This window comes from Streptomyces sp. NPDC002125 (assembly GCF_053593715.1).
Genome location: NZ_JBSFDD010000030.1, coordinates 1 through 25,286, shown reverse-complemented (window position 1 = coordinate 25,286; position 25,286 = coordinate 1). Strand labels below are relative to the sequence as shown.

Below are 25,286 nucleotides of genomic sequence, written 5' to 3'. Positions count from 1 at the left end.
GCGCCGCGCTCGGCCGACCAGAAGGCCGATCCCGTATCGGACCGTGTCGGTGGCTGGTGGCAGGATCGAGGGGTGCTGATCAAGGAATACGACATCGGCCCGTTGGTGCCGGGCGAGTCACTGCTGGCTTACCCGGGCTTCTGGTCCAACTACCTCTTGGCGGTGTGCAGCGACGGGGGGTGTGCCGAGCGCCCGCTTCCGGAGTGGTTCGGTGAGGACGGCGCCGATGTCGATGCCCTGTCCGAGGTCCTCTTCGATCCTGAGCGCTGGCCGGTGTTCAGGGTGCCGGCAGGAGACGGCCCCGGAGTCGTGATGATCTACCGCAACCTGGATGGCGACTACGGCACCGACTACCTCATCACCCATCCAGGCGCAAGCCACCCCGAGCAGATCGCCAGCTGGGACGGAGATTTCTCGGGCACCGGGCTGACATGGTGCGAACTGATCCGGATCGCTGACAGCCCGTCCCTCGCGGACGAAGGCGTCCAGGACACGGCCTCCCGCTTCCTGCTGCTGCTTCCCCTCCTCGCCGACCCGGATGTGCCGGAAACAGCATCGGCACGGCTTGTCGCCGCCCTGACCGCAATCGGCTCCCCACAAGACACTGTCTCCCTCGCGGCGGAGCATCTGCTGGCTCACCTCACGAGGAGATCCCGACATGACCCCGCGTGGAGATCTCCGCTGAGCGGCAGCTGTGCCCACCCGAGTTCACACCGTCGCTGAGCAGTCGCAGGGGAGCCTGACCGTGGCACTCATGAATGTCCATGAGGAGACCGGGAATGGCGAGGACGGCTCACCGGAAAGGCAACGGCCGTCGGGTTCCGGTGAGCCGTTGCGTGGTGTCAGCCACGCCGGCCGGCGAATTGGCGGGTCACCAGGACGCCGCTCACCGTGATCACCCCGGCCGCGGCGGTCCAGGCGAGCCACTGGTCGGGGGAGTTCGGTGCGGAGGCGCCGGCGTGCACCGCGTTGGACATCGTTTCCGTGCCGCTGAACGTCTGGGTGGCCAGAGCCAGGTTCTTGTCCTTGGCGCTGCCCCAGGCATAGACGACGTTGCTTGTGCCTTCCTTCAGGTTCAGGTCCGCCGGCCCGATGGCCGTGGTGTCCGTGCCGGCGAGGACGACATCTGCGTTCACGGTGCCCGCGTCCACCGTGGCGGTGTCCTCGTTCGGATTCGTCAGGTCGGTGAAGACGGGCTGTCCGCCGGCCCGTACGTCCACGGCGGGCGCGGCCGCGACATGGCGGACGGTCAGGCGTGCCTTGTCGGCGTCCACCTTCGAGACGTCGTTGCTGAACGCCGTCAACTGGGGCTTGCCGTCGGCGGAGAGGTGCGCGGCGACGGTGGCATTGCCGTCCTCGGGTACCTCGACCTTCTTCTCCAGGGCGGGTGTGCCGTCGGGGCTCTGGCCGGCTTCGAAGATCTGGATGTCGTAGGTCCCCGCGTCGAGGGACTGCGGCTCGGTCACCGTGCCGGGTTCGAAGTCGCTGAGCAGCTCGTCGCCGTTGGCATAGACGTCGACCGTCATTCCCGGGATGCCGTGGAAGACGGACACCATGGCTTTGTCCTGCGCCTGGGCGGGGGCCGCCATGGCGGGTGCGGTCATGCCGGGGCCACGGCGCAGGCCCCGGCCGAGGCGGCGACGGCGATGGTGGTCCGGGAAGTCATGGGGATCATCCCTTCGGGGGAGCTTTCAGCTCGCTGCTGAGTCTCGTAGGTGTTTCGTGCGTGGGCGGCCACGTGGATGCGCCGAGGAGTTGATTTCTCGATCCGGTCAGTGCATACCGTGTGCCTCGCCCTGGTCGATGGCCGTCCGCAACCGATGCAGACCGCGGCGGATGTGGCTCTTGACCGTGCCCAGCGGCACTCCCGTGCGTTCAGAGATCTGGGCCTGTGTCAGGTCCTCGTAGAAGGCCATGCACAGCACCTCGCGCTGAGCGTGGGGCAGCCTGGACAAGGCCTCGATCAGCAGCACGCGGTCGAGCACCTCATCCGGTGCCACCTGGACGAGCAGTGCGGCCGGGGCCTCGTGAGTGGCCGAGTGGACGAGGGTGAGACGCCTCGTCCTGGCGGCCAGCGCATCGACGATCTTGCGGCGCGTGATGCCGACCAGCCAGGCGCCGAGGGCGCCTCGCTCCGGTCGGAAGCCGTGCCGCCCGCGCCAGGCGCCGATGAAGACCTGCTGCGTCACGTCCTCGGCCTCGTCGACGTCCCCGAGGGACCGGGCTGCCATGGTGTGGACGAGCGAGCCCCAGTGCTGGTAGATGGCTGTGAACGCCGCCTCGTCCGCGGCGACCAGGCCACGTGCCAGGTCTTCCTCGTACCGCGTGTCCTCCACCGGTGGGACGAGGGCCGTGGTCGATCGCGCGTTCGTGCTCATGACCTGCTTCCTTCCACCGTGCGTCCCACGGGTCGGAAGGTTGTCCGCCGGGCGGCGAGTCCGCCGGACCGGCATACCTGCCGCCGTGCGCATGCCTCCAGTCTTGGACGCACAAACGACGCAGGCAACATGCGTCGTTTGTGCGTCGTAGGGTGGTTTTATGAGTGCGCTTGAGGGAAGCGGTGAGGACCGGCGCGGCGAGGGCGGTCCGCCCGGTGGCGGGCTGACGACCGGCGAGGTGGCCCGGCGTCTGGGGGTGGCCCCCACCACGCTCCGCACGTGGGACCGCCGGTACGGGCTCGGCCCCGACGTGCGCGCCGATGGCAGGCACCGCCGCTGGACTCCCGGGGACGTGGCGAGGCTGGATCGGATGTGCGCGCTGACGGCGACCGGGCTGCCGCCTGCCGAGGCCGCACGAATGGCGCGGAGCGAGGAGCCGCCGGCTGCGGCCCCGCCCGGGCGGACGGTCGTAGGGGCGCACCGGCCCGCGGCCCGGGGCCACAGCCGGGCGGGGAGCAAGCTGCAGCTCGGTGACGCACGCCTGGAGTGCAGGGGAGCGGCCCGGGCTGCCCTGCGCCTTGATGCCGCCGCCCTGGACGAACTGCTGCTCGCCGCGATCGCCGAGCACGGACTGGTCGCCGCCTGGACCGAGGTGATCGCGCCGACGCTTCAAGCGGTTGGCCGAAAATGGGAGAGGTCGGGCGAGAAGTACGTCGAGGTCGAGCACTTTCTGTCCTGGCACGTCTCCGGCGCGCTTCGGCGCGCCTCGCCCCCGACGGTCGCGGACCGCCCTGGTGCCACCACGTTGCTGGCCTGCGTGCCGGGGGAGACCCACACACTGCCGTTGGAGGTGTTGTCCGCGGCGCTGACGGAGCGAGGCGTTCCGGTGCGCATGTTCGGCGGTGCCCTGCCCGTCGAGTCGCTCATCGCCGCCGTCCACAGGACCGGGCCGGCCGTGGTGGGGCTGTGGGCGCAGTCCCGTACCACCGCAAGCAGGCCGTTGGCCCTGCACGTGGCCGCGATGGAGTGGGGAGTGCGTGGCGCCCGCCGCAGGCCGGCCGTACTGACCCTCGGACCCGGGTGGGCGGGGCATGCGGTGGCCGGCTTGGCGCACCCGTCGGGGCTTGCCGAGGCGGTCGCCGCCATGGAGTCCTCGATGTCCTCGTGACGCGTCGTCCGGGGCATCCGGTCCTGGCGTCCGGCATCGGCGTCGGGAACATGGCCCGCTGACGTGGCGGTCGTGCGTCGTTTCGTGGCCGGGTGCGGCAGGGAGCCTGCTGCTGGGGCGGATCCTGCCGGCCCGGGATCTGGCCGCGTCCCCGTGTGTGCCGACGGAGGGCATGGGCGAAGCCGCGCTGACCGCATGGCTGGACGCCGTCCGGGGCGAAGCACGGAGTGCTGGTGTCGCCGTACCGGAAATCCGGCCGGGCCATCTCGACACAGGTTTCGCCGATCGCCCAGTCGCAGGCACCGCCCCACCGCTGCCCAAGGGCGGCGACCCGCGTCACGTGGCAGGCGCCGTCGTGGACGCGTGGAGGCAGACGCCGAACTGCTGCGCACCGGCCCTGACGGAAGCCCCGTCATCGAACGGCGCGCCCGGTGATCCTCGTGCGCTGCGGCATGCCGCCGGGCAGGCAGACGTGGCCCCGGCCGGGGCTCCCTGCTGCAGCCACCGCCGCAGATCGCGGTGACCCGTCGCCTCGGCCCGTCCGGCGAAGCGCCGTACCTCCGCCTCCATCTCACCGTGGGGCCGGTGTCCATCTCGTACCCGCTCGGGCGCACGCGTGCGGCCCGGCCGCCGGGACCGGAGGCCCGCACCCAGAAGGCGCAGGGCACAGGACGGCCCGCACGACGACCCGGTCGTCAGGCCCCTGCACCCGGCTCACGCGACCTGATCGACAGGGCGCGCGGCCACACCGGTGGCGCGTCGGACCAGCGCCGAGAACTCCTGGCGTACAGCCGAGGGAGCGCCCGTCCGCTCGAAGTGGCTGAGGCTCACGCCTGCCAACTCCAAGATCTTCGCCTCCACGAGAGCCCGGGCGCCGGTGCGCTCCAGTGCCGCGCGCACCCGCTGTACGGCGTGCTCGGACCGCAGGTCCGCGTCCAGGGCCACTCTCGCGGCGGAGCGGTGGTCGTCGGCGGCGTCGGTGAGGTGGAGGGCGACGGCGAGAAGGTAGGTGAGCTTGCGGGAGCGCAGGTCGTCATCGGCCGGCTTGCCGGTCTGCGACGGGTCTCCGAAGACGCCGAGCACGTCGTCACGGAGCTGGAAGGCCAGCCCGGCGCACTGGCCGGCCGCCCGCAGCGCGTCCAGCAGGTGTTCGTCGGCTCCCGCCAGCGACGCCCCCAGGGCCAGGGGCCGGGCGACGGTGTACAAGGCGCTCTTCAGTGTGGCGATGGCCAGCGCCTCGTCGATATCTGACGAACGGGTGGCCTGGGCATGGAGGTCGCGGTACTGCCCGGCCACCATCTCGGTGCGCATCGCCCGCCATTCCTCGTGCAGGCGCCGGCCGTGCGGCGTACCGAGTGCGGTCTCCGTAAGCAGGTCGTCCGCCCACGCCAGCGCCAGGTCACCGGCGAGCACGGCGGCCGACGTTCCGAACGACTCCGCCGAGCCGTGCATGCCCGCGGCCCAGTGCCTGCGGGCCAGTTCGACATGCAGGGCAGGGGCACCCCTGCGGAGCAGGGATTGGTCCATCACGTCGTCGTGCACGAGGGCGCACAGCTGGAGCAGTTCGAGGGCGGCTCCCGTTCGCACGACGTCGGAGGCGTCTCCCGAGCCTCCTGCGGCGCGCCAGCCGCAGTGGGCGAACGCGGTGCGCAGCCGTTTGCCGCCCCGCTCGGCCAGCGCGGCCAGGCGGTCGGCCAGCTCCCGGGCAAAGACGGGATCGACGGCACGGGCATGACGAAGCCGTTCGCCGAGGACCTGTCCGAGGACGGCGCCGACAGCGTCGGTCGCTCCGGGCGCGGTGAGAGGAGCGCCCGCGAGTTCGGTCGGTGGGGCCACGATCGGCGGCAGTCCAGGCATGCGCAACCCCTTCTCGCGCTCTCGGTCATCCGCACGACAGTGCTTCCGCCGGGAGCCCTGATACGGATGCGCTGATCTCTGCCCGCCACCGCACAGTTGCTGTCCGAACTCACCTCAGCGGCGCAACGGCGCGAGGGTCATGGCGGCGTGTCACCCCGCGCGTCCTCCTGCTCGCGTACTTGCGCGAGGTCGGCCAGCCGATCGAGCTGCCGCACCGGCCGGGCGACGCGGTGGTTGCCGGCCAGCCGTTCACGGTGCCGGTCGAGGAAGGCCCAGTAGCCGGCCGTGTACGGGCACGCGTGCTCGCCGGTCCGGTCGCCCGGCCGGTAGACGCAAGGACCGCACAGGTCGCTCATGCGGTTCACGTAGGCGCCGCCCGAGGTGTAGGGCTTCGTCGTCATCCGGCCGCCGTCGGCGTACTGGGACATGCCGACGACGTTGGGGAGCATGACCCAGTCGTAGCCGTCCACGAAGCAGCGGTGGAACCAGTCCGTGACGGCGGCGGGATTCCAGCCACGCTGGAGTGCGTGGCTACCCAGGATCATCAGCCTGGGGATGTGGTGCGTCCATCCCGTGTCCCGTACCTGGGCGAGGACGGTGCGCAGGCAGTTCGCCCGGACGGCGTCCGCGTCGAGTTCGCTCCACCAGCCGGGCAGCGGTGCGGTGTGGTCGAGCGCGTTGGAGGTGCGGTAGTCCTCGCCGAAGTACCAGTACAGCTGCCATACGTACTCGCGCCATCCGGCGATCTGCCGCACGAAGCCTTCCACGCTGTTCAGCGGCGCCCGGCCATCGCGCCACGCCTGCTCCGCCTGCTCCACGCACTCGGCGGGGTCGAGCAGGCCGAGGTTGAGGGAGGAGGACAGCAGGCTGTGGCTCATGACCGGGTCGTCGGCGAGCATGGCGTCCTCGTACGGTCCGAACGTGGCGAGCCGCTGCTCGACGAAGCGTCGCAGCGCCCGTCGCGCCTCCGCGCGGGTCGCGGGGAACAGGCGCGGCCCGTCCCGTCCGACGAAGGAGACGTCGCCGTCGCGCTCCCAGCGGTCGAGGTCGTGGCGGACCTCTGCGTCGATGTCGTCCTCCTGGGGCCGGTAGGGACGGCCGACCTGGAGGGAGGTCGTGTCGCGGGGTGGGGGCTCCCGGTTGTCGTGGTCGAGATTCCACCGGCCCGCCGCAGGCCGGCCGCCCTCCATGAGCAGGTCATGCTCGCGACGTACCCAGTGGTAGAAATCCTCCTGCCGCAGCCGGTTCCCGCCGTGACCGTCCGCCCACGCCGCGAAGTCCGCCATAGGGACCAGAAAGCCGCGCGCGGGACCCACTGTCATCTGAGGGAGGGTACGGACCAGGCGGAGAGCCGCGTGCGAGGTGGGGTGGTGGACGCTCACCCGGCCCCCGCGCGCCGCGCGGTCCAGGCCGTCCCGGTAGGTGTCGGCACGTACGTAGGTGACACGGTCGCCGAGTTCGGCCGCGCGATGGCGCATCGCGGAGAGCACGAGGTGGGCCTTGGCCCGGTGGAACCGGCGCCGCCGGAGGACGGAGCGGGACTCGATCATGAGCAGGGGCGTGTCGTGCCCGGGCCCGTCGTCTCCGGGGGTCAGGAAATGGGGGCCGAGCTGATCGCCGAAGAGCCAGTGCACGACGGGTGTCCTCTCAGTCGCGGTCACGGGCGCGTCTGAAGCGCGCGAGCCCGGCAGGCCCGGTCGTCCCGTTTCCCGGGGGAACGCCGGGCGAGGCGCCGGACACGTCCGCACGGGCGGGCAGCGGCTCGCTGTGGATCCTCTCGGCGGTGGGCACGGTACGCGGCGCGGGGGCGGGCTTTCTCAACGTCTCCTGCAAACCAGTAGCGGACGTACGGGGTGAGACCCGCGACGTGGTCGGAGCCGATGCCGAAGGTCGGTTTACGCATGGCGCCGCCTTCCGTGAGTCGGTGTTCGGCGTACACACCAGCACAGCCCGGAAAGATCATTGGTCAGGCCACGCCGAGGGGAGGTGAATCTGCATCGGCGGCCGCGTTTCGGCCGACGGCCCAGACAAGGAGTGCGCAGAGGGCGAAGGCAGCGCCGAGAAGGCTGGATCCAGCCCACCCTGCGGCCGAGTACACCGCGGTGGTGCCGGTCGCTCCGACGGCGGAGCCGAAGGAGTAGAAGAGCATGTAGCCGCCGATGACGCTGCTCGTCCGGTGTGAGTATGCGGACGTGAGCAGGTGTTGATTGCTGACGTGCACTGCCTGCACCGCGAAGTCGAGAACGATCACCCCGATGATGACTGCCCAGAGCGACCAGCCCGCTTGCCCGTTCGCCAGCCACGAAGCGATCAGGAGCACCAGCGCACCGCCTGTGATGACGTTGGCGCGGCCGACGTCGGCCCCCTGCCCGGCCCGGGTGGCGCCCAGCGCCCCGGCGAGCCCGGCGATTCCGAAGAGGCCGATCTGGGCCGTGCTCAGACGCCATGGTTCGGCCGCGAGTGGCAGTGCCAGGCCGCTCCACAGCGTGCCGAAGGAAGCAAAGAGGAAGAACGCAATCAGTCCACGCGAGACGAACAGACGGTCACGGAACATGCGACCCAGGGAGATCAGCACCGCGGCATAGGTAGGCCGGGCGTCGCGCGGATCGGGTGGCAGGAGCCTGAGCACGATGCAGGTGAGCGCGATGAGGAGCAGTGCGAACACCACGTAGATGCTTCGCCACCCCCAGAGGGCAGCGAGACTGCCGGCGAGTACGCGCGCTCCGAGAATGCCGATGATGATACCGGAGGTCACGGCTCCGAGTGTGCGGCCTCGTTCCGCCGCCGTGGCCAGGTCGGCGGCGAAGGCGACTGTGGTCTGAACGACGACCGCGAACAGGCCGGCGAGGGCCAGCCCGGCAAGCAGGAGCCATAGCTGGGCGGCGACTGAGGCCAGAGCCATGCCGGCCGCAGCGAGGAGAAGATGCCCGGCAATGAGCTTGCGCCGGTCGAACATGTCTCCCAGAGGGACAAGCAGGGCCAAGCCGATCAGGTAGCCGAGCTGCCCTGTGGTGACGATCCATCCCAAGTCGGCTTCCGGGAGGCCCAGGTCACCGCCGATCTGGGCCAGTACGGGCTGCGCCGCATAGATGGTCGCGACCGCGACCGCGCAGATCACGGCGAACAGCATCCTCCGGCCAAGGGTGAGACCCACTGACACACTCCAATGAGTAGCAAATTGCAACTAAAATTAGGGTACGGCAGAATGGTTTCGATCCGCAACTTTTCAGGAGGAGTGATGGCTCGCACAGTGCCCCGTGCCGAGGGCGTGTCCTGGACCGACCCCGCCTGCCCCGTCGCGCGCACGCTCGACATGGTCGGAGATCGTTGGAGCCTGCTGATCATTCGCGACGCGATGGACGGTGCGCGAGCGTTCACCGACTTCCAGCACCGCACCGGAATCGCGCGAAACATCCTCACCGACCGCCTGCGACGCTTGATCGAACGAGGAATCCTGGAGCGGCAGACCGCCCCGACAGGGCGGCGGCAGAACTACGTCCTCACGGATGCGGGCCGGGACCTCTTTGCCGTCATCGTGGCTGCGCGTCAGTGGGGCGAACGGCATGCCTTCGCATCAGGTGAAACTCACTCAGTTCTCGTTGATGAAAACGGTCTGCCGCTTCCGGAGCTGCGCCCCACCGACGCACACGGCAGCCCCGTGGACGTCGATACGACCTCCGTGCTGCACCAGCGCTGACCGCAAGGGCAGGCACTGGACGCTTCCAGTCGCCCGCGACATCTTCGCCGGCAGCACCGAGGTAACCGCGAGGTGGTGGACGCCGCAGCGGGCCGCAGCGCCCCTGGCGCGGAGTACGTCGAACCGTTGCGGGCCCACACCACCAGTCGCAACGGCCTCCTGGCCCGCACCATCAACCACAGTTCCTCCCTGCTCCTCTGATCCTTCTGGAGTCGCCGCGTGCCGATATCCGTACATGCGCTCGCACACCGGCCGTTGACCGAAGCTGTGGTCGCCGAGCTCCTTGCCCTGCCGGCTGCGCCCGCCCCGGAGACCGGCGACGCGATGGCTGCCGAGATGCAGCGGCGCGGATGGAGCTGGGAACACGAGCTGGTCTGCGACTCCGTCAGGACGGGACACGGACACGTCCTGTGCACCGACGGCTACGACCCGTTCGGACGCCCTGATGCCCGGCGCTTCCTTGTCTTCGCCGAGTTGTATCCCGTCGATCCGGAAGACGACGAGATGGACAACGGGCCTTGGCTGTACGGCATCATGGACAACTGGCAGCGACTGCCCGGCTGGAGTGGCCGCCGTGCGTGCACCGACGAGGACTGCGAGACCCTTCTCGCCGAGGCGGCACAATCGGTGACCGAACACCTTGGGTCAGCTCCGGAGAGGACGCTGCTGTCGTCCGCAGCCGTTGTCACCGGCCCGCCCCTGACTCACCGAATCTGGCGCACCCCCACCCACGCCGTGGTTCTCGGGCCGGCTGCCGACAACGGCCCCTATGCCTATCTCACCTACTTGCAGCTGTCCCTCACACCCCTTGCCTGCGGCCCTGACCTCCTGCCCGCTGACGACGAGGACGGCCTGACCGCTTGGATCAGGACGCACGTCGACCGGTGACTCCCCTTCATGGCGCGGGCGCCAGCCGTCGAGCCCTGCCATGTGGTGATGACCAGCACATATGACCGTCTGTCATGTGCCCCTCTGAGCCTGGGCCATGAGCCGTAACCCAGCCCCGCACCGGGAGCCTGTCGGCGAACCCCGGTGATGCACACCAGGCGGTTTGCCCGCAGGCCGGCCTGTCGTGCCGAGCCGTTGCTGTGTGGTGCCGTTCCTTGGGACCGTTCCCGCATGTTCGAAATTCTCCCCGAGGTCGGTCTCCGGCTCCCTGGCAGTGCCGGGACCCTCCGCTTCGGCATGGACGAACGCACCGCCCGGTGGGCTGTCGCCACCGTGGCGGACGTTCGTGACGGTTGGGTCTGCGGCGCCCGCTGGGCCTTCGGCGCGCAGTACCGGGGCCTGACCCTTGAGGCGTACGGCGACACCACGGACCGCCGCGGCTGGCACCAGGACACCGACGGCCTGGCCGGCATCGGCATCGTCCGCGACCCCTTCGCGCTCACTGGGCCGTCTGCCTGCCCAGTTGTCCTTCGCGGCATCGATCTCTTCGGCTACCCGACCACCGAGGTTTCGGACGCCCTCGGTGAGAGCCTGCCGCCGACGCTCCGGCTCAGCATCGACGGGTCCTTCCTCACTGCCGTGTCGGTCCATGCGCAGCCCGTGCCTGTCGAGAACTGACCGGGACAGCGCGCCGGATCACCGGGTTCACCTGCCGGCCTCCTGCGTCGGGCCCCGAAGCGCGCGAAGCAGCTCTTCCATGGTGATGCCGATCAGCCCCACCCGCACCCTCTGGTGCCGCACCCACCAACCCTTCCAGCCACACTTTGCAGGGGGTCCGATGGAGCGATTGAATGGAGAATCAGGCGGCACACACGACTCGCATCGCCCCGTCGAGGGAGGCCGTGATGGCCATGCACGCTCCGCAGACGTTCGATCCCGCGCGCGTGCCCCATCTCTCCGGCCAGTTCGCTCCGGTCACGGAGGAAGTGGACGAGACCGGGCTCAAGGTGGCGGGGGAGCTGCCGACGGAGCTGGACGGGCTGTTCCTGCGTAACGGGCCCAACCCTCGTTTCAGCCCGATCGGTTCGTACCTCTATCCGATCGACGGCGACGGCATGCTGCACGGGGTGTGGATTTCCGGCGGGCGGGCCCGCTACCGCAACCGCTTCGTGCGTACCCCCGCGGTGGTCGCAGAGGAGCGGGCCGGACGCGCCTTGTGGGGCGGACTGGAATCGATGATCACTTTGCCGGTACCTTCCGGGATCTGCCGGACATCAACGTGGTGCGTCACGCGGGGCGCCTGCTCGCGCTCGCCGAGTCGGGGTGCCCGTTCCTGATGACCCCTGAGCTGGAGACGGCGGGCTGGTCCGCGCGGTCATCGACCCGGCCGCCGGCACCATGTGCCGCACGCTGCTGGACGACGCGCGCATGGAACTGCCACGCACCGACGACCGGTTGATCGGCCAGCCGCATCAGCAGCTGGCGGTGGCCTCGCAGGCGGGGGACCTGGACCTGCTGCCGGGTGAGTACAACGCCTTGCGCTGGTACGACGGGAGGGACGCCAACGGCATCAGCGTGAAGTGGGATGCGGGGAACCTGTCGGTCGGCGAGCCTGTGTTCGCCCCGTCACCCGGCTCACCAGGCGGTGAGGGCGGCTTCTGGATGACATACGCTACCGACCGCACCGATGGGAGCAGTTGGCTGCTGGTGATCCCGGCAGACGACCCTGGTTCCGGCCCGGTCGCACGGGTGCGGATTCCGGTGCGCGTCCCTCTGGGGCTGCATGGGAACTGGCTGCCCACCGAGGAGTGAATCGGTCGGTGGCGCGTGTGGCCCATCCAGCGGCAGCAGAGCCGTCGGGGGTGTGTCCGGCGCGGCGAGATGTCGCTGGGTTCGCCCGTAGGTGTGATCGGGCAGGGACCTGCCGGCCGGTCGGTTGGCCGGGAGCGCGCCGGCCCCGGGCCTGGGCGGTGGAGCCTGTCAGCGTACAGCTCCGCCTGGCTCTGGCAGGATTTTCGTGGGCAGAGGTCATCTCGGTGTGATGGTCGGCCGGTCGGCATAGCGTCGTCGGAGGTGGGCGATCAGAACGACGCGGTGTCTGAGGAGACGGACGCCAGTGCGTCCGGCCATGATGCGTTTCTGCAGCTTGACGTCGGTGATGCGGCCCTCGTTGACCCCGGAGTTGTAAGGGGTGGTGATGCCCTGGGTGACGGCGGCTCGGTCTTCGCGCAGAGCTCTGGCGAGGCCGGTCAGCGGTGCGAGTCCGGTGTTCGCGAGGTCGTCCAGCCACTCCGGCAGGGATGTCGCGTCGCGGTTGTCGAGCATGGCGGCGAACCGGTGGACCAGGTCGTGGGCGGTCTTGAGTTCGGGGCAGTGGTCAAGGAGGCGGGGCAGGCGGTCGTTGATGTGCGGTCCGCGGCGGTGCGGGTGGGTGGTGATCCATCGGGCGGCTTCGCATGGTGAGGGCGGCCGCTCGCGGGGCTCGTCGATGGGCAGGCCCCGCCTGAGCGGTGCGACGGCCATTTTCACGCGCTGGTAGTGGCCTAGGTAGCCCTTGATCTGCAGTTCTTCGTGCAGGATCTTGGCGCTGTGCTGTCCCTCGTCCCGGCGTGGTTGCAGATAGTCGAGGTAGGGATCCAGGGTGGAGAACCAGCGTGGAGGGCGCCGCACGACCTCCTGCCAGTTGCGGGCTCGGGCGTACTTGCTGACGGTGCGGCGATTCAGGCCGAGCTCCCGGGCCACGGAGTTGTGGCTCCGACCAGAGCGGGTCAAAGCCTGAACGGCTTCGAAAAGCCTTCGAGCATGACGCTCGGCTGGCGTGTGCTTGATGGTGCTCTCGACGGATTCCTCGACCGGTGCGGGAGCGGTGTCGCTGATGGGAGGCAGTGCTGCGGGCAGGCAGCCGCGGTGGGTGGAGGCGATGTCCTGGACTCGGCGGGAGAGCCCCTGCCAAGGGTGAAAACGGTCGCTGACCTGCACGGCATCCGGGGCACCGGCGGTGATGCCCTGCCGGTAAGCGAGGGACCCGTCGCGGCAGGCAACCTCGACACCTGGGTGTTCGCGGAGCGAGCGGCCGAGCCGTTCCGCGTCGCGTCCTTCCCAGAGCGTGAGCGGGAGCCGGGTGGCGGCGTCGACCAGGAGAGTTCCGTAGGTGCCGCCGTAGAGAGCGAAGCCGTCCACGCCCAACACCTGGGGCGTAACCAGCGGAGGCAACGGCGCCCGCATCAGCTGGGACAGCACCGCGACCCGCGAGAGCCTGATGTTCAGGATCCGCAGCATCCGCGAGCGCCGTCGGCGGAAAGTCGATGCGGTCGCGCCGTTGATCGACGCGATGCTGCGGTCCGAGATCCTGATCAAGGGTGCCGTGGTGCACGAGCGGTTGGTGGCCGAGTACGGCTTCACCGGCACCTACCAGCGGGTGAAGCTCTACATGCAGGAGGCCCGGCCCGGTATCGCCGAGGAACTGGGGATCAGCCCGGGCGAGTTGGCTGGCCTGCACCGTCGATTCGAGGTCGTGCCCGGAGCACAGGCCCAGGTTCGACTGGGGAGACGAAGGCCAGATCCTCGCTCACGTCGGGATCCCGAAGGTCTGCTCGTTCCACGTGACCTTGTCCTATTCGCGAGACCCGTTCTGCTGCTTCACCACCAGCCAGGACCTGGCTACCTTCTTCGACTGCCACCGGCAGGCGTTCGCCCACTTCGGTGGTTATGTGGGTGACAACTCTTCCGCGATCTCGTGTTCCCGGCCAGGATGGTCGCTCCCGTCGAGGAGCACGGATGGCCTGGCAGCCAGAATTGGTACGACGCATCGATGCCGCCGGAAACCCTGCGGCATCACTGGGCACGCCCTGGTCGACGACTACCCGGAGTTCGTGGCGGCACGCTGCCGGCCGAACACGCTGCTGGCCGCCGCCTACGACCTGAAGGTCTTCTTCTCGGTGGTCTCCAAGGAGCCGACCGAGGTCGTCACCGCGGACATCTTCGCGTTCATCACCGCGCAGAAGAAGCCAAGGCGGGGGACGAAGGTCGTCCGGCTCGAGGACGGTGAATCGGGTCTCTCGGCACGGACCATCAAGCGGCGGCTCGCCAGTGTCTCCGGCCTGTTCGGCTACTTGATGACCCGCGATGACCTCGCCGTCGACCGCAACCCGGTGCCGACGGGGCTGGCCAATCGCCGCCGGAGCGGCAATCGAGGGACGCCGCTGTTGGGCACGCCCCGCACCCTTCCTCGCGTCCTCGGGCCACGCGAGGTCGAAGAGGTGCTTGGTGCACTGAATACCAGGCGGGACCGAGCCATGGTTCTGGCAATGCTGCTGGGCGGACTGCGCCGCTGCGAGGTGCTCGGCCTGCGGCTGGGCGACCTGTCGCCGGGCGAGCGTCGGGTCTTCATCAGTGAGGGCGAGGGCGGGCACCAGCGCCTGATACCGATCTCCGCACAGTTCTTCGCCGTGGTCGGCGACTACTTGGACCAGGAGCGTCCTGCAGTCGAGCACGACCGGCTTTTCGTGGTGCTGCGCGGGCCGACCCGCGGTCGGCCGCTCTCCTCGGACGGTCTGGACGAGATCCTCGACGGCGTCCGGAAGCGGACCGGACTGCCGAGGCTGACCTGCCACCAGCTCCGTCATACGTGCCTGACCCGGCTACGGGAGGCGGGCATGGCCCTGGAAGCGGTACAGGCCCAGGCCGGACACCGCTCCATCGAATCCACCCGGCTCTACATCCACCTCGCGAACAGCTGGCTCGCCGAGCAGTACCTCGAGGCGAGCGCCGCCATCGATGCCGACACGGCGGACGTCTGATGCGCCGGGCCCGAGCCGCAGCATTGCCGATCGTGCGTCCCGACCTGGTCAAGTTCTACCTCGCTCACCGGGCCGCGCAGGGCATGAACACCGACCACAAGGTCCGCTGGGGTGCTCGCGCCCTGCTCGCCGCAGTGCCCGATCTGGAGGACTTCTGCCGCCTTCCGCTCGAGCGTCAACTCGCGTTCAACCATGAGACGCCCCGATTCATCAGCTGGCTCTCAGTCACCGGACGCCTGCAGCCCGGAGCCGACTACCTGGTCGCCCGGCGCCCACGACTGGGCATCGTGCTGGCCAGGACGGAGCCGGAACTGCATTTGCGGTTCATGGAAACAGCCCGGACACTCGGCTTCCGCGACTACCTGGCCATGTCCCAGTTCAATCTGCTGGGCCACTTCGTGGCTCTCTTCGGTAAACAGCCGCACGAGCTGCATCAGAGCGACTGGGACGAGGGCCGCAATCTGCTGCTGGAGGGCAGCCCGACGCATTCCCAATCGCGGGGGCAAGGCCCTGTCGACCTCTCTGTTCAACCTCGAGGCAACGCTCTTCCACTGCGAGTTGTCCGACGAGCTCCCGCGCCGACGTCACCCGGATCGAGCCGACATCCGCGCCGCCGAGTGGTCACGCGTTGCACCCACAATGGCGTCCACGATGCAGCACTACCTCGAGCAGATCGCGGGGACGCTACGGCCGGGCACCGTGAAGAACGCCGAGCTGACGCTGCGGGAGTTCGCCCTGATGGTGGCCGCCGAGGACACGACCGTGACGTGTGTCGCCGAGCTCAAGCGGCGGCACGTCGAACGCTACCGACAGTGGCTGCTGGAGCGACCAGCCGCCCGCGGCGGACCACTACACCGGCACACCGTCCGCGACCGGCTGAGCAAGCTCCGAGGATTCTTCCGCCGCCTCGACGAGTGGGACGCCGTCGACCGGCCGCCCCGCCAGCTGGTGTTCGACAGCGACTTCCCGATTGCGGACGAGCCGCTGCCACGCTTCCTCGACGACGCCGCAGCTGCCAAGCTACTTGCCGCCGGCCGACGCGATCCCGATTCGTTCGTCCGGCTGGCCATAGAGATCCTGGCCCGCACCGGTATGCCCCGCGGCGAGATGCTCGGACTCACCATCGACGCAGTCGTCCAGATCGGATCCGCCTATTGGCTCCGCGTTCCGGTCGGCAAGATGCACACCGACCGATACGTCCCCCTGCACCCTCAGCTGAAGACGCTGCTGGACGAATGGCTACTGCACCGGCCCGAGGGCCTGCGTTCGAACCTGCTGTTCACCGATCACGGTCGCGCGGTCAACGCCTCCCGCATCGAAGCCGCCGTCCGCAGGGCCGCCGAGAGCGCCGGTCTCGGTCGGGTCACCCCGCACCAGCTCAGACACACTCTGGCCACCCAGGCCATCAACCGGGGCATGTCCCTGGAGGCCATCGCCGCACTTCTCGGTCACCGATCTCTGTCTATGACACGTGTTTACGCGCGGATCGCGGACCGGACCGTCGCGGACGAGTACTTCGCCATCTCGGAGAAGGTCGAGGCCCTCTACGACGCTCCGCCTCAGCTGCCGGCCGACGCCGAGGGCTCCGAGATGGCCAAGCTCCGCCGGGAAATGCACCGTCGGATGCTCGGCAACGGCTACTGCGCTCGCCCTGTCGAGATGGACTGCCACTTCGAGTCGATCTGCGAGTCGTGCACGTTCTTCGTCACCACGATCGAGTTCCGCCCACCCTCGAACGCCAGCGGGACGATGCAGTGGCCAAGGGGCAGGTCGCCCGAGAACATATCTTCGATGGACTCCTCAGCCGTCTGGACGGAGATGCTTCCTGACGAATCAGCAACTGCGGGGCCGCATCACCGAGTTCCGCAGGCGGTTCTCTGACCTGGGCACTGAAAATCCTTCGCGTGGTGGCATGAGCCACATCTCGCGCGTGGAACATTTCAGTAGACGACGGCGTCGAAGCCTGTCGCGTCACCATCGCGCAACGCATGTTCCCCCTGCAAGCCGTGCGAGTCGTCGGGCGCGAAGTCTTTCAACGGGGCGAGGGTGTTGAGGCTGGGGGCCGGATCATCCGATCATCGGGGGCCGCCTTCCAGGAGGTCGTGGGAGTCGGTGACGGCCGGCGCCCAGTCGGGGTGATAGTCGTTGTGATCCTTCCAGCGGGCGGCAAGCAGGCGCACGGCCAGCGAGAGGCCGTCGATCCAAGCGGCATCACGCTCGCTCAGGATGCCGTGGTCGCGGTAGTGGAGCAGGTCGCCATGGAGGGCGAGGACGTGGTATGCGGCGGCCACGAGGGGGTCAACGGCGGGGGTGGGCTCGCCACGCTCGGCGAGCCGGTCGGCGACGAATCGAGCGATGGCCTTATCCGGTGCAGGCATGGTCATACGATTCCATCCATTGTTCTGGCATGCCCATGCAGGTCTGCGCCGAACGTTTCGCTCGGTAGCACTGTGACCTGGGCACTGAAATGAATCTTGCGGTACTTCAGTACCGACCGACATCAACACCGGTGATGGCTTGACATCGAGACCCGCATATTAGAGGGGTCCCGCGCACCAAGGTCCGCTACGACAACCTGAAGGCCGCCGTCGCCAGGGTGCTGGGGCAGAGCAGGGGAAGAGTCGAGGCCGACCGGTGGATCGCCTTCCGCTCGCACTTCGGCATCGAAAGCTTCTACTGCCGACCCGGCATCGAAGGCGCCCACGAGAAGGGCGGAGTCGAAGGGATGATCGGCTACTTCCGCCGCAACCACTTCGTCCCTGTCCCCGAGGTCTCCTCGCTCGCCGAGCTGAACGAGCTGGTCGAACAGTGGGACCGGCAGGACGACGCCCGCCGCATCGGCTCCAGGCCCAAGACGGTCGCGGAGTACTTCGCACTCGAACAACCGCTGCTGATGCCGCTGCCCGAGGAACCGTTCGAGACGGGCCGGCTGTTCACCCCGCGGGTCGACCGCTACGGCCAGATCCCGGTCCGCACCAACCGCTACTCGGTCCCGATCCGGCTGATCGGCAAACGCGTGCGCGTCATGCTGCACGCCTCTCACCTGGTGGTTCACGACCAGAACGTGGAGGTGGCCCGGCACGAGCGGCTGATCGCGAAAGGCGCTGTCCGTCTGGACCTGGACCACTACCTGGAAGTCCTGGTCCGCAAGCCCGGCGCCTTCCCTGGCTCTACAGCCCTCGAACAGGCCCGCTCGGCAGGCAGGTTCACCCCGGTCCACGATGCCTGGTGGGATCAGGCCCGCAAGATGCATGGTGAGCGGGACGGCACCCGGGCTCTGATCGAGGTGCTCCTGCTGGGGCGTCACTTGCCCCATGAGTATGTCGTCGCCGGCCTGGCTGCAGCTCTGCGGGCGGGGGCGATGACTGCGGACGCGGTTGCTCTGGAAGCCCGCAAGGCTGCCCTGTCGGCGTACGAGCGAAAGGCCCCAGCTCGGTACGGATGAACGTCCCCAGTTCGGTGGCTCGGATTGTGTCCGTGCGAGGATGTGCGGGTGGGGACTCCCGGTGCTTCCTTCCGCTGGCGGCGCATGATCGAAGCGCTTGCCCTACTTGGTGCGGACTCGGCCGATCAGCTCGCCTGGATCGATAAGCACGAGGCCGTGACCGACGAACTGGCCCTGGAATTCGATGATGCCTTTCGCCTGATGGCCGACCTCCAGCAGGAAGAGTTCCTGGATGCGGAAGCCTTGGGCAAGCTGCAGCTGATTGACGCGGTGCTCGGGGAAATGAGCGGCAAAGAGCACGCCGAGCGTTGGTCAAGGGAAGCGCTGGCCACCGACGCAGGGTGGCATCAGGTTCGGACGCTGGCGCGCGACCTGCTTGTCAGCCTGCAGGGCGATTGGTGCCTGCCACTTCCCGAGATTCACGTCGTGCGATGACACAGGATCGGGCAGTTCGTTCAGGCCACGTCGGTGTCCCGCTCGATGGCCTTGAGCCGATTCTTGAGGCGGTAGCTGGGGCCGTTGATTGAGATCACGTCGCAGTGGTGAAGGAGGCGGTCGAGGATGGAGGTGGCGAGGACTTCATCGCCGAACACCTGTCTCCATTCGCTGAAGGTCTTGTTCGAGGTCAGGATGATCGAGCCCTTTTCATACCGCTTTGAGATGACCTGGAAGACCAGGTTCGCTTCTCCGCGCTCGAGAATCTCGTAGCCCACCTCGTCGACCACGAGAACGCCCGGCCGCAGGTAGGTGCCGAGCTTGTTGGCCAGGCGGCCGGCGGCTTCGGCGGCTTTGAGGTTGCGGACCATGTCATCGAGGCTGGTGAAGTAGACGGAGTAGCCAGCCCGGCAGGCCGCGACGGCCAGCGAGACAGCGATATGTGTCTTGCCGACCCCGGGAGGCCCCAGCAAGGCGGCGTTCGCCTTGGCCTCGACGAACGAGAGGGTGGCCAGGTCCTTGACCTTGAGCGGGTCGAGGTCGGGCTGGAGTCGGGTAGCCGGATCACGTTGCCGTGATCCGGCCCCCTCAGAACCGGACGTGCGCCATTAAGCGCATCCGGCTCAAGCAAGCCGCGAGGGCTTCGCAGGTCAGCAGGGTTGTGTGGCCCGTTTGCCGTCGCCCGCGTGATGCTGGCGGTGGCATTCGGAGTGCACGAGGCGAAGATTGTTCCGCTCGTCTGTGCCGCCGTCTCGCCGATAGGTGAAGTGATGCTTGTGGAGCATCTTCTTCGAGGCCGCGAACCAGTTGATCCACTCGCGTGGACTGTCCGGCTCGTACTCGGCCCCGGCGATCAGCGCCTGTTTGCAGCGAGGGCAGAGCCCTCGCTGCCGCACCGCCAGGGCAAGACTGGTCTTGTCCATGGGCGGTGGCGCTTTCCTTCGACGGCGGTTTTGCCAGTACTCGCCCAGGCTGGGGTCGTCTGGTGACGCCCTGCCTTTCACGAGTGAATGGCGGACGATGCCTGTCCAGGCGAATTTGGGTAGGAAGGCTCCGCTGTCGCGGTCGCCGAATACCCATCTGTCTCGCCGGGACGGGTGGAACTGCCCGAAGTACCGCTCCATTACCCAATACCCAGGCTTGTTGTGGTGGCGACGTCTGGCCCACTTCCAGGTCAGCCGCCACACGTAGTGATCCAGCGACGTGAACGTCGTCGTGGACGCCACCGCCCGGTAGTAGGCCGCCCAACCGCGAACGATCGGGACCAGCCTGCGCAACACGGCCTCGACATTGGTCCCCTGCAGGGACTTGACCTCGTTCCGTAGTCGCGCCCGGAGCCTCTTGCAGGCTGCCGCGCTCGGCTTGATGATCAGCTTGCTGTCCATGCGGCGGACGGTAAAGCCGAGGAAGTCGAAACCTTGCTCAAGGTGAACGACTTTGGTCTTCTCCTCGTTGAAGTGAAGACCTCTGGCCTCCAACCATTCCTCCAGCCGGGACCTGACCTGATGCACTTCTGACTCGCTGTGACAGAGCACAACGAAGTCATCGGCATACCTCACCAGAACTGGGGTGCCCGATACGGAGCTGGGCTCACGCCCGGCTCGGACCACTTGATACTGGCACCCGGCAGCCTTTTCCAGTCCGTGCAGAGCAACGTTGAGCAGCAGTGGACTGATCACACCGCCTTGGGGAGTTCCCTCCTCCGTTGGTGCGAACCGACCACGGTCGATCACGCCCGCTGTCAGCCATTCGCGGACCAGCTCCCTGGCGGGGAACAGTCCGAGAGAGCTCATCAGGTGATCGTGGTCGATGCGGTCGAACGCCGCCGACAGGTCCGCGTCCAGAACCCACAGACGCTTCGCGTGCTTGCCGCAAGACGTCCAGAAGATCGCAGATATCGCGTCCTGACAGCTGCGGCCGGGCCGGAATCCGTAAGACCTCGGCTCGAACCGTGCTTCCCACTCGGGCTCCAACGCGTTCTTTACCCGCGCTTGGAGGACCCGATCACGAATGACCGGGATCCCGAGGGGCCGCTGCTTCCCGTTGCTCTTCGGGATGAATACTCGCTTGACCGGCCTGGCTTTCCAGGGGCGGGACGACCGATGGATCTCGGTCGCCAGCGTGCCTCTCGCCATGGGGGTGAGGGCTCGTTCCCCGTCGATGCCAGCGGTCTTGCGGCCACTGCTCTGCTGTGTCACCCGCTTCACGCTGACCAGCGTGTTGCTTTGGCTCCGCAGCATGAGCTTCTGCAAGTTGCGGACCTTCTTCAGGTCCCCATCCCGCGTCGCCTTGAAGATCCGCTGCCTCAACCGCCGTACGTTTTCCTCACAGGTGGCCCAGTCGATGCTGTGCCAGTCGAGGTTCGCGTCCTCGGGTCCGTTCACCGCAGGCGCGAGTGCCTCGACGGTAGTCGTGACTCCCATGTGCACCTCCGGCATCTAACTTGCCCCTCGGTTCCAGCGTTCTTGCGGTGGTGGCTTCAAAGGCTCACCTGATCCACGTGGGCGCCCTTTCGGGCCGGGCCACCAGGGCCCGTATCCGACGAGTTATGCCCGAAACGAGTGAAGGTCTCGTCTCCCGGTTTCCTCTGGCCTTTCGGCCCGCCGGTCTTCGCTTCTTGGATCATCCTTCTCCCGCCGGGGAGTTCAGCTCTCCTTGCGGTCGGCCTACCAAGCCTTGGCTTGGACCTCGACGGGGTTTCCACGTTCCACTCCGGTGAGAAGCGACTGGGGTGGGCGCCCCCTTTACCCCGGGACCAGCGGTATTCCCACCCTGGGTCTCATTGCCCTGGGGGCGCTTGGCGCATCTCAGCACCAGGTCCATGACCATGGATTGCGTGCCATCCAGTGGTTTTACGATGACGAGGCATCATCAGGGGTTCACTTGCGTTCGCCCGTCCAGCCTTCCCCTCGCCTGTGGCTCCCCGATGGCCAGGGTGCCCTTGGGCTTGAACGCTCAGCTTCATACCCCGCCGTTACCAGCGACGCATGTGAGCGCGGAGACGGGCCCGAATACTGGCCCGAAGGGCGGCCGTCCTATCCCTCCTTCATGTGACCGTCCTTACTCAATCGGAGCGACTTCGTGTCGCACACGAGAAGTCGTACTCGTCGAGCGTCTTGTGGTGCGGCAGCCTGGAGAGCCGCAGACCTTGCCGGAATCGGCGGTCGTCGCGGACTGCCAGTTCCTCGGAGAGGACCAGGTCGAGGAAGTCGAGGTAGCCCATCTTCGCCTCGTCGGCCCGGCGGGTGAACTCGTTGATGGTTTCCGCGAGGTGGGGCAGGCCGAGCTTGCCGGCCGTGGTGCGGATGCGGTTGCCGGTCAGCTCGCTCAAGACGGTTCCTTCGTCGCTCGATGGGTGGTGAAGGGGCGGGTGCCGGTCAGCTCGTCATAGACCGACAACGGTCGGCGCCCGACCTCGATCCGGGTGGCTGCGGCCCGGTTCAGCAGGGCCTGCAACGGGCCGGTCTCCTCGGTCCGCGGCCGCTCTTGACGGGGCTGGATGGGGATGTCTGCGGTGGTGGTCCGGCGGTTCTTGCCGGTGGGCAGGCCGTCCCAATGGGACTCGTCGACGACACAGGCACCGCGTCCGATGGCCCGGGGATGGGTGGCCAGCAGCGTGCTGCCGTGGGCATCGGCGAGGGGCGCATGCAGCATGACCTGTGACTTCATGGCCCGGACCTCGACCAGCTGACGAGCACGGACTCGCCGGGCAGGCACGGAGTAGAGGTTGCCGTCGAAGGCGACCAGGCAGTCCTTGCCGACGTGCCGCAGCTGCCGCTCGGCCACCAGATACGGGGTTGGCGGCAGCGGCTTGAGAGCCGCGTGATCCCGCGCCGCCCGCTCCGCGATGACCTCCCGGTGCGTCTTGTGGATCTGGGCCCGCCGCAGCGGCACCCAGGCGGTGAACGCGGCGTCCATCTCCTCGACGGAGGAGAACGATCGGCCGGACAGGACGTGGTCGCGGACGATCAGGACCTGCCGCTCGACGCGGCCCTTGCCTTGCGGGCGGTAGGCGGCCAGGACGTCGATGTCGAAGTCGTAGTGGCCGGCGAAGCCGACCGCTTCCGGATGCAGCGGGACGCCTCACCAGGGGCGACGTGCCGGCGGACGACGGTCTTGGTCCGGTCGTAGACGATCGTCATAGGCGCCCCGCCGAAGTGGGCGAAGGCCCGCCGGTGGCAGTCGAAGAAGGTCTGCAGGTCCTGGCTCGTGGTGAAGCAGCAGAACGGGTCGCGCGAGTACGACAGCGTCATGTGGAAGGAATAGACCTTCGCGATGCCCATGTGGGCTAGGATCTTGCCCTCGCCTGCCCAGTCCACTTGGGCCTGGGCCCCGGGGATCACTTCGAACCGGCGATGCATCCCCGCCAGTTCCTTGGGTGTGATCCCGAGTTCCTCGGCGATCCGGGGCCGGGCCGTCTGGACGTAGAGCTTGACTCGCTGGTAGTTGCCGGTGAAACCGTACTCCTGGGCCAGCCGCTCGTGGATGACCGCGGCCTTCATCAGGACCTCGGCCCGGAGCATCGAGTCGATCAGCGGCCCGAACTCGTCGATCACCCTCGCCCGCGACCGCCCGCTCGGCGACCGCCGCGGAGGCGTCGCTGGCCCAGGCGCGGACAGGTACTTGCGGACCGTCTTACGGTCCAGGCCGGTTTCCCTGGAGATCTCCGACAAGCTCATCGCCCCGGACTCCAGCAGGCCCCGAAAGCGCCGGAGCTCCAACCAACGCTGCGGATCCAAGACCACTGCCAGCCCCCTCCGCCGCCCGAATCGACCAAGCAGCAGAGTGCCGAGCAGCAGGTCTCACCGCATCAGCAACTGTCCCTTTTCATTCGTACGAGGCTGGGGACGTTCACGTGTACGCCGACATGCCCAGGCGGAGACCGAGCCCGCCCCTGCAGCGGACCGGCTGGTTCCCGCGAAACCGTCGGCGACGGTGACGTCGCTGCACGAGTGGCGGCTCGCGCACCTTCCTGCGGACACCAGGCCGCTGCCCTCGGTGGCCCCCTATGACCAACTGCTCCGACGCCGCCGCACCAGTGGCAGCGACCACCGTGAGGGAGAAGCACAGTGACCCTGCCCCGCCAGCGAGGCTTGACCGAACAGGCCGCCGACGCCGCCATCGACAGCGCCTGTCGGCTTCTGCGGCTGCCGTCGATTCGCAACGAGTTCTCCGAAATCGCTGATCGGGCGATGAAGGACCAGATGACCTACCGGGGCTTCCTCGCTGAGCTGCTGATGACCGAGTGCGACGACCGGTCCCGCCGCCGCTCTGAGCGGCGGATCAAGGCGGCCGGTTTCCCGTGGGAGAAGTCTCTTTGGGCCTTCGACTTCGACGCGAACCCGAACATCGACGCCGCCACCATCCACACCCTCGCCAGCTGCGAATGGATCAAGAAAAGCCAGCCGCTCTGCCTGATCGGGGACTCCGGCACCGGCAAGTCCCACATGCTCATCGCCCTTGGCACCGAAGCGGCCATGAAGGGCTACCGCGTCCGCTACACGCTCGCCACGAAACTGGTGAACGAGCTGGTCGAAGCGGCCGACGAGAAGCAGCTGAACAAGACCATCGCCCGCTACGGCCGCGTCGACCTGCTCTGCATCGACGAGCTCGGCTACATGGAACTCGACCGCCGCGGCGCCGAACTCCTCTTCCAGATATTGACCGAACGGGAGGAGAAGAACAGCGTCGCCATCGCCTCCAACGAGTCCTTCGGCAGCTGGACCAAGACCTTCACCGACCCCCGCCTCTGCGCGGCCATCGTCGACCGCCTCACCTTCAACGGCACCATCATCGAGACCGGCACTGACTCCTACCGCCTCGCCAGCACACGAGCCCGAGCTGAAGAGCCCGCAAAGGCCGACTGACCTCGTGGTCCCGCATCCGGGCCACCACCCAGCGGGCGGCGGCCCGGAAGGGACACCGAGGCGGCCGTGATGAGACGGCTCATCACCGGTCGAGACCGCCGCTTTGCTCCAGGTCATCCATGAACTGCTCGTGCACTCGAAGCTCGCGGCCCCTGCCAGGACTCGTCAAGACGATGGTCTTCGCCTCCCCGAGAGCCGATGGGCCAGCCCCCAGTAGCTCGCGCGTGATCACCACCGCGTCGAGCACCTCGACCCGCCGCTCACTCAGCAGCCTCTGCACGACGGCCATCCCACCAGCACTCGTCAGCAGCGGTCGGCACTCATCCACGAGCGCCTCAAGCCGGGCCGTCCTCTCCGGATGCAGCCCTCTGATCACCATCGCAGTGCCTCCTCGCCCTCACAGATCCGCGGTCGTCCCCCGATCATGCCCCGAACGTCCTGAGCGCCGTCATTTCTCGTCCACATCTGCGGAGGCTTAGATCACCCACCGCCTCCCAAACAGGCCGACAAACGCTGCTGCTGAAAGTGAACAAAGCCACTCGACTCCGACCGGATCGGGCGATGGTTCGCAGTTCTCGTCGGGTTCGTTCAGTAGCGCGGAATCGGCGCCCGCTCCGGAGTGGTCTCCGGGGCGGGCGCTGTGTGACTGATCAGCTGGCCCAGTCGAGTCCGAGTGCGGCGAGCTGGGCGAGTTTGTCACCACCGAGCTTGGCCCGCCGTGTCTTGCTGTTCGTGAGGAACACGCCCAGTCG

The 25,286-nt window shown here is 68.1% G+C and carries 22 protein-coding genes and 4 pseudogenes; 12 read left to right on the top strand and 14 right to left on the bottom strand.

What is annotated here, in order from left to right; all coding sequences use genetic code 11:
* Nucleotides 1-72: 72 nt before the first annotated feature.
* Nucleotides 73-723: a hypothetical protein gene (locus tag ACWCQM_RS34340; protein WP_450918985.1), complete on the top strand. Its 651-nt coding sequence runs from the start codon at nt 73-75 to the stop codon at nt 721-723.
* Between the two features lie 119 nt (nt 724-842).
* Here the strand turns inward: ACWCQM_RS34340 and ACWCQM_RS34335 are convergent.
* Nucleotides 843-1,666: pseudogene (locus tag ACWCQM_RS34335) on the bottom strand (DUF4397 domain-containing protein).
* A gap of 106 nt (nt 1,667-1,772) precedes the next feature.
* Nucleotides 1,773-2,378: an RNA polymerase sigma factor gene (locus ACWCQM_RS34330; protein ID WP_450918984.1), complete on the bottom strand. Its 606-nt coding sequence runs from the start codon at nt 2,376-2,378 to the stop codon at nt 1,773-1,775.
* Between the two features lie 160 nt (nt 2,379-2,538).
* On the opposite strand from ACWCQM_RS34330, the gene ACWCQM_RS34325 reads away from it, so the two are divergent.
* On the top strand, nt 2,539-3,546 hold the full coding sequence (locus ACWCQM_RS34325; RefSeq protein ID WP_450918983.1) for a MerR family transcriptional regulator: 1,008 nt from the start codon (nt 2,539-2,541) through the stop codon (nt 3,544-3,546).
* Between the two features lie 714 nt (nt 3,547-4,260).
* Here ACWCQM_RS34325 and ACWCQM_RS34320 read toward each other — a convergent pair.
* From ACWCQM_RS34320 to ACWCQM_RS34310, 3 genes are all read right to left on the bottom strand, one after another.
* Nucleotides 4,261-5,403, bottom strand: a complete 1,143-nt coding sequence (locus ACWCQM_RS34320) for a polyprenyl synthetase family protein (RefSeq protein WP_450918982.1) — start codon at nt 5,401-5,403, stop codon at nt 4,261-4,263.
* A 137-nt stretch (nt 5,404-5,540) separates the two neighbouring features.
* Nucleotides 5,541-7,037 (bottom strand): cryptochrome/photolyase family protein, encoded by a 1,497-nt coding sequence (locus tag ACWCQM_RS34315; RefSeq protein WP_450919062.1) that lies wholly within the window; start codon nt 7,035-7,037, stop codon nt 5,541-5,543.
* A gap of 332 nt (nt 7,038-7,369) precedes the next feature.
* The gene (locus ACWCQM_RS34310) at nt 7,370-8,533 is read right to left on the bottom strand and encodes an MFS transporter (RefSeq protein ID WP_450918981.1); all 1,164 of its coding nucleotides are present in this window, start codon (nt 8,531-8,533) and stop codon (nt 7,370-7,372) included.
* Nucleotides 8,534-8,641: 108 nt separating this feature from the next.
* On the opposite strand from ACWCQM_RS34310, the gene ACWCQM_RS34305 reads away from it, so the two are divergent.
* From ACWCQM_RS34305 to ACWCQM_RS34285, 5 genes and pseudogenes are all read left to right on the top strand, one after another.
* Nucleotides 8,642-9,100: a winged helix-turn-helix transcriptional regulator gene (locus ACWCQM_RS34305; RefSeq protein ID WP_450919061.1), complete on the top strand. Its 459-nt coding sequence runs from the start codon at nt 8,642-8,644 to the stop codon at nt 9,098-9,100.
* 72 nt (nt 9,101-9,172) lie between these two features.
* Nucleotides 9,173-9,301, top strand: coding sequence for a hypothetical protein (locus ACWCQM_RS34300; protein WP_450918980.1), 129 nt, complete (start codon nt 9,173-9,175; stop codon nt 9,299-9,301).
* 18 nt (nt 9,302-9,319) lie between these two features.
* Nucleotides 9,320-9,988 (top strand): hypothetical protein, encoded by a 669-nt coding sequence (locus tag ACWCQM_RS34295; protein WP_450918979.1) that lies wholly within the window; start codon nt 9,320-9,322, stop codon nt 9,986-9,988.
* Between the two features lie 231 nt (nt 9,989-10,219).
* Nucleotides 10,220-10,666 (top strand): hypothetical protein, encoded by a 447-nt coding sequence (locus tag ACWCQM_RS34290; RefSeq protein WP_450918978.1) that lies wholly within the window; start codon nt 10,220-10,222, stop codon nt 10,664-10,666.
* A gap of 227 nt (nt 10,667-10,893) precedes the next feature.
* A pseudogene (locus ACWCQM_RS34285) lies at nt 10,894-11,800 on the top strand (carotenoid oxygenase family protein).
* A 216-nt stretch (nt 11,801-12,016) separates the two neighbouring features.
* Here the strand turns inward: ACWCQM_RS34285 and ACWCQM_RS34280 are convergent.
* Nucleotides 12,017-13,345 (bottom strand): ISL3 family transposase, encoded by a 1,329-nt coding sequence (locus tag ACWCQM_RS34280; RefSeq protein WP_450918977.1) that lies wholly within the window; start codon nt 13,343-13,345, stop codon nt 12,017-12,019.
* 515 nt (nt 13,346-13,860) lie between these two features.
* Here ACWCQM_RS34280 and ACWCQM_RS34275 point away from each other — a divergent pair.
* Nucleotides 13,861-14,787, top strand: a complete 927-nt coding sequence (locus ACWCQM_RS34275) for a tyrosine-type recombinase/integrase (RefSeq protein ID WP_450918976.1) — start codon at nt 13,861-13,863, stop codon at nt 14,785-14,787.
* Nucleotides 14,788-15,008: 221 nt separating this feature from the next.
* On the opposite strand, the gene ACWCQM_RS34270 is transcribed toward ACWCQM_RS34275, so the two are convergent.
* Nucleotides 15,009-15,221 carry a hypothetical protein gene (locus tag ACWCQM_RS34270; protein WP_450918975.1) on the bottom strand — a complete coding sequence of 71 codons (213 nt, stop codon included), beginning with the start codon at nt 15,219-15,221 and terminating at the stop codon, nt 15,009-15,011.
* A gap of 217 nt (nt 15,222-15,438) precedes the next feature.
* Here ACWCQM_RS34270 and ACWCQM_RS34265 point away from each other — a divergent pair, with 217 nt between their 5' ends.
* A complete protein-coding gene (locus ACWCQM_RS34265; RefSeq protein WP_450918974.1) occupies nt 15,439-16,668 on the top strand; it encodes a tyrosine-type recombinase/integrase in 1,230 nt (409 codons plus the stop codon).
* Nucleotides 16,669-16,862: 194 nt separating this feature from the next.
* On the opposite strand, the gene ACWCQM_RS34260 is transcribed toward ACWCQM_RS34265, so the two are convergent.
* A complete protein-coding gene (locus ACWCQM_RS34260) occupies nt 16,863-17,165 on the bottom strand; it encodes a hypothetical protein (RefSeq protein WP_450918973.1) in 303 nt (100 codons plus the stop codon).
* 218 nt (nt 17,166-17,383) lie between these two features.
* On the opposite strand from ACWCQM_RS34260, the gene ACWCQM_RS34255 reads away from it, so the two are divergent.
* Both ACWCQM_RS34255 and ACWCQM_RS34250 read left to right on the top strand, forming a co-directional pair.
* A complete protein-coding gene (locus tag ACWCQM_RS34255; RefSeq protein WP_450918972.1) occupies nt 17,384-18,232 on the top strand; it encodes a Mu transposase domain-containing protein in 849 nt (282 codons plus the stop codon).
* Between the two features lie 84 nt (nt 18,233-18,316).
* The gene (locus ACWCQM_RS34250; protein WP_450918971.1) at nt 18,317-18,667 is read left to right on the top strand and encodes a hypothetical protein; all 351 of its coding nucleotides are present in this window, start codon (nt 18,317-18,319) and stop codon (nt 18,665-18,667) included.
* A 20-nt stretch (nt 18,668-18,687) separates the two neighbouring features.
* On the opposite strand, the pseudogene istB (ACWCQM_RS34245) reads toward ACWCQM_RS34250, so the two are convergent.
* The 5 genes and pseudogenes from istB (ACWCQM_RS34245) to istA form a co-directional block, all read right to left on the bottom strand.
* Nucleotides 18,688-19,215, bottom strand: a pseudogene (gene istB / locus ACWCQM_RS34245) (IS21-like element helper ATPase IstB); the annotation flags it as partial.
* 102 nt (nt 19,216-19,317) lie between these two features.
* The gene (ltrA, locus tag ACWCQM_RS34240; RefSeq protein ID WP_450918970.1) at nt 19,318-21,105 is read right to left on the bottom strand and encodes a group II intron reverse transcriptase/maturase; all 1,788 of its coding nucleotides are present in this window, start codon (nt 21,103-21,105) and stop codon (nt 19,318-19,320) included.
* Nucleotides 21,106-21,758: 653 nt separating this feature from the next.
* Nucleotides 21,759-21,998: pseudogene (locus tag ACWCQM_RS34235) on the bottom strand (ATP-binding protein); the annotation flags it as partial.
* Entirely contained in the window at nt 21,995-22,585 is a 591-nt protein-coding gene (locus ACWCQM_RS34230; RefSeq protein ID WP_450918969.1) for a Mu transposase domain-containing protein, read from the bottom strand. The gene ACWCQM_RS34230 and the pseudogene ACWCQM_RS34235, both read right to left, overlap by 4 nt.
* 50 nt (nt 22,586-22,635) lie before the next feature.
* On the bottom strand, nt 22,636-23,346 hold the full coding sequence (istA, locus tag ACWCQM_RS34225) for an IS21 family transposase (protein WP_450918968.1): 711 nt from the start codon (nt 23,344-23,346) through the stop codon (nt 22,636-22,638).
* Between the two features lie 390 nt (nt 23,347-23,736).
* Between istA and istB (ACWCQM_RS34220) the strand changes: the two genes are divergently transcribed.
* Nucleotides 23,737-24,534, top strand: a complete 798-nt coding sequence (istB, locus tag ACWCQM_RS34220; protein ID WP_450918967.1) for an IS21-like element helper ATPase IstB — start codon at nt 23,737-23,739, stop codon at nt 24,532-24,534.
* An 82-nt stretch (nt 24,535-24,616) separates the two neighbouring features.
* Here istB (ACWCQM_RS34220) and ACWCQM_RS34215 read toward each other — a convergent pair whose 3' ends face one another.
* Nucleotides 24,617-24,913, bottom strand: a complete 297-nt coding sequence (locus ACWCQM_RS34215; RefSeq protein ID WP_376169134.1) for a hypothetical protein — start codon at nt 24,911-24,913, stop codon at nt 24,617-24,619.
* Nucleotides 24,914-25,286 lie beyond the last annotated feature (373 nt).

What these genes read in the sequence shown, in the direction of transcription:
- ACWCQM_RS34330 (WP_450918984.1), bottom strand. Translation starts at nt 2,378, where the DNA reads ATGAGCACGAACGCGCGATCGACCACGGCCCTCGTCCCACCGGTGGAG.
- ACWCQM_RS34325 (WP_450918983.1), top strand. Translation starts at nt 2,539, where the DNA reads ATGAGTGCGCTTGAGGGAAGCGGTGAGGACCGGCGCGGCGAGGGCGGT.
- ACWCQM_RS34320 (WP_450918982.1), bottom strand. Translation starts at nt 5,403, where the DNA reads ATGCCTGGACTGCCGCCGATCGTGGCCCCACCGACCGAACTCGCGGGC.
- ACWCQM_RS34310 (WP_450918981.1), bottom strand. Translation starts at nt 8,533, where the DNA reads ATGCTGTTCGCCGTGATCTGCGCGGTCGCGGTCGCGACCATCTATGCG.
- ACWCQM_RS34305 (WP_450919061.1), top strand. Translation starts at nt 8,642, where the DNA reads ATGGCTCGCACAGTGCCCCGTGCCGAGGGCGTGTCCTGGACCGACCCC.
- ACWCQM_RS34290 (WP_450918978.1), top strand. Translation starts at nt 10,220, where the DNA reads ATGTTCGAAATTCTCCCCGAGGTCGGTCTCCGGCTCCCTGGCAGTGCC.
- ACWCQM_RS34270 (WP_450918975.1), bottom strand. Translation starts at nt 15,221, where the DNA reads ATGCAGCTCGTGCGGCTGTTTACCGAAGAGAGCCACGAAGTGGCCCAG.
- ACWCQM_RS34265 (WP_450918974.1), top strand. Translation starts at nt 15,439, where the DNA reads ATGCAGCACTACCTCGAGCAGATCGCGGGGACGCTACGGCCGGGCACC.
- ACWCQM_RS34260 (WP_450918973.1), bottom strand. Translation starts at nt 17,165, where the DNA reads ATGCCTGCACCGGATAAGGCCATCGCTCGATTCGTCGCCGACCGGCTC.
- ACWCQM_RS34250 (WP_450918971.1), top strand. Translation starts at nt 18,317, where the DNA reads ATGATCGAAGCGCTTGCCCTACTTGGTGCGGACTCGGCCGATCAGCTC.
- ltrA (WP_450918970.1), bottom strand. Translation starts at nt 21,105, where the DNA reads ATGCCGGAGGTGCACATGGGAGTCACGACTACCGTCGAGGCACTCGCG.
- ACWCQM_RS34230 (WP_450918969.1), bottom strand. Translation starts at nt 22,585, where the DNA reads ATGGACGCCGCGTTCACCGCCTGGGTGCCGCTGCGGCGGGCCCAGATC.
- istA (WP_450918968.1), bottom strand. Translation starts at nt 23,346, where the DNA reads ATGAGCTTGTCGGAGATCTCCAGGGAAACCGGCCTGGACCGTAAGACG.
- ACWCQM_RS34215 (WP_376169134.1), bottom strand. Translation starts at nt 24,913, where the DNA reads ATGGTGATCAGAGGGCTGCATCCGGAGAGGACGGCCCGGCTTGAGGCG.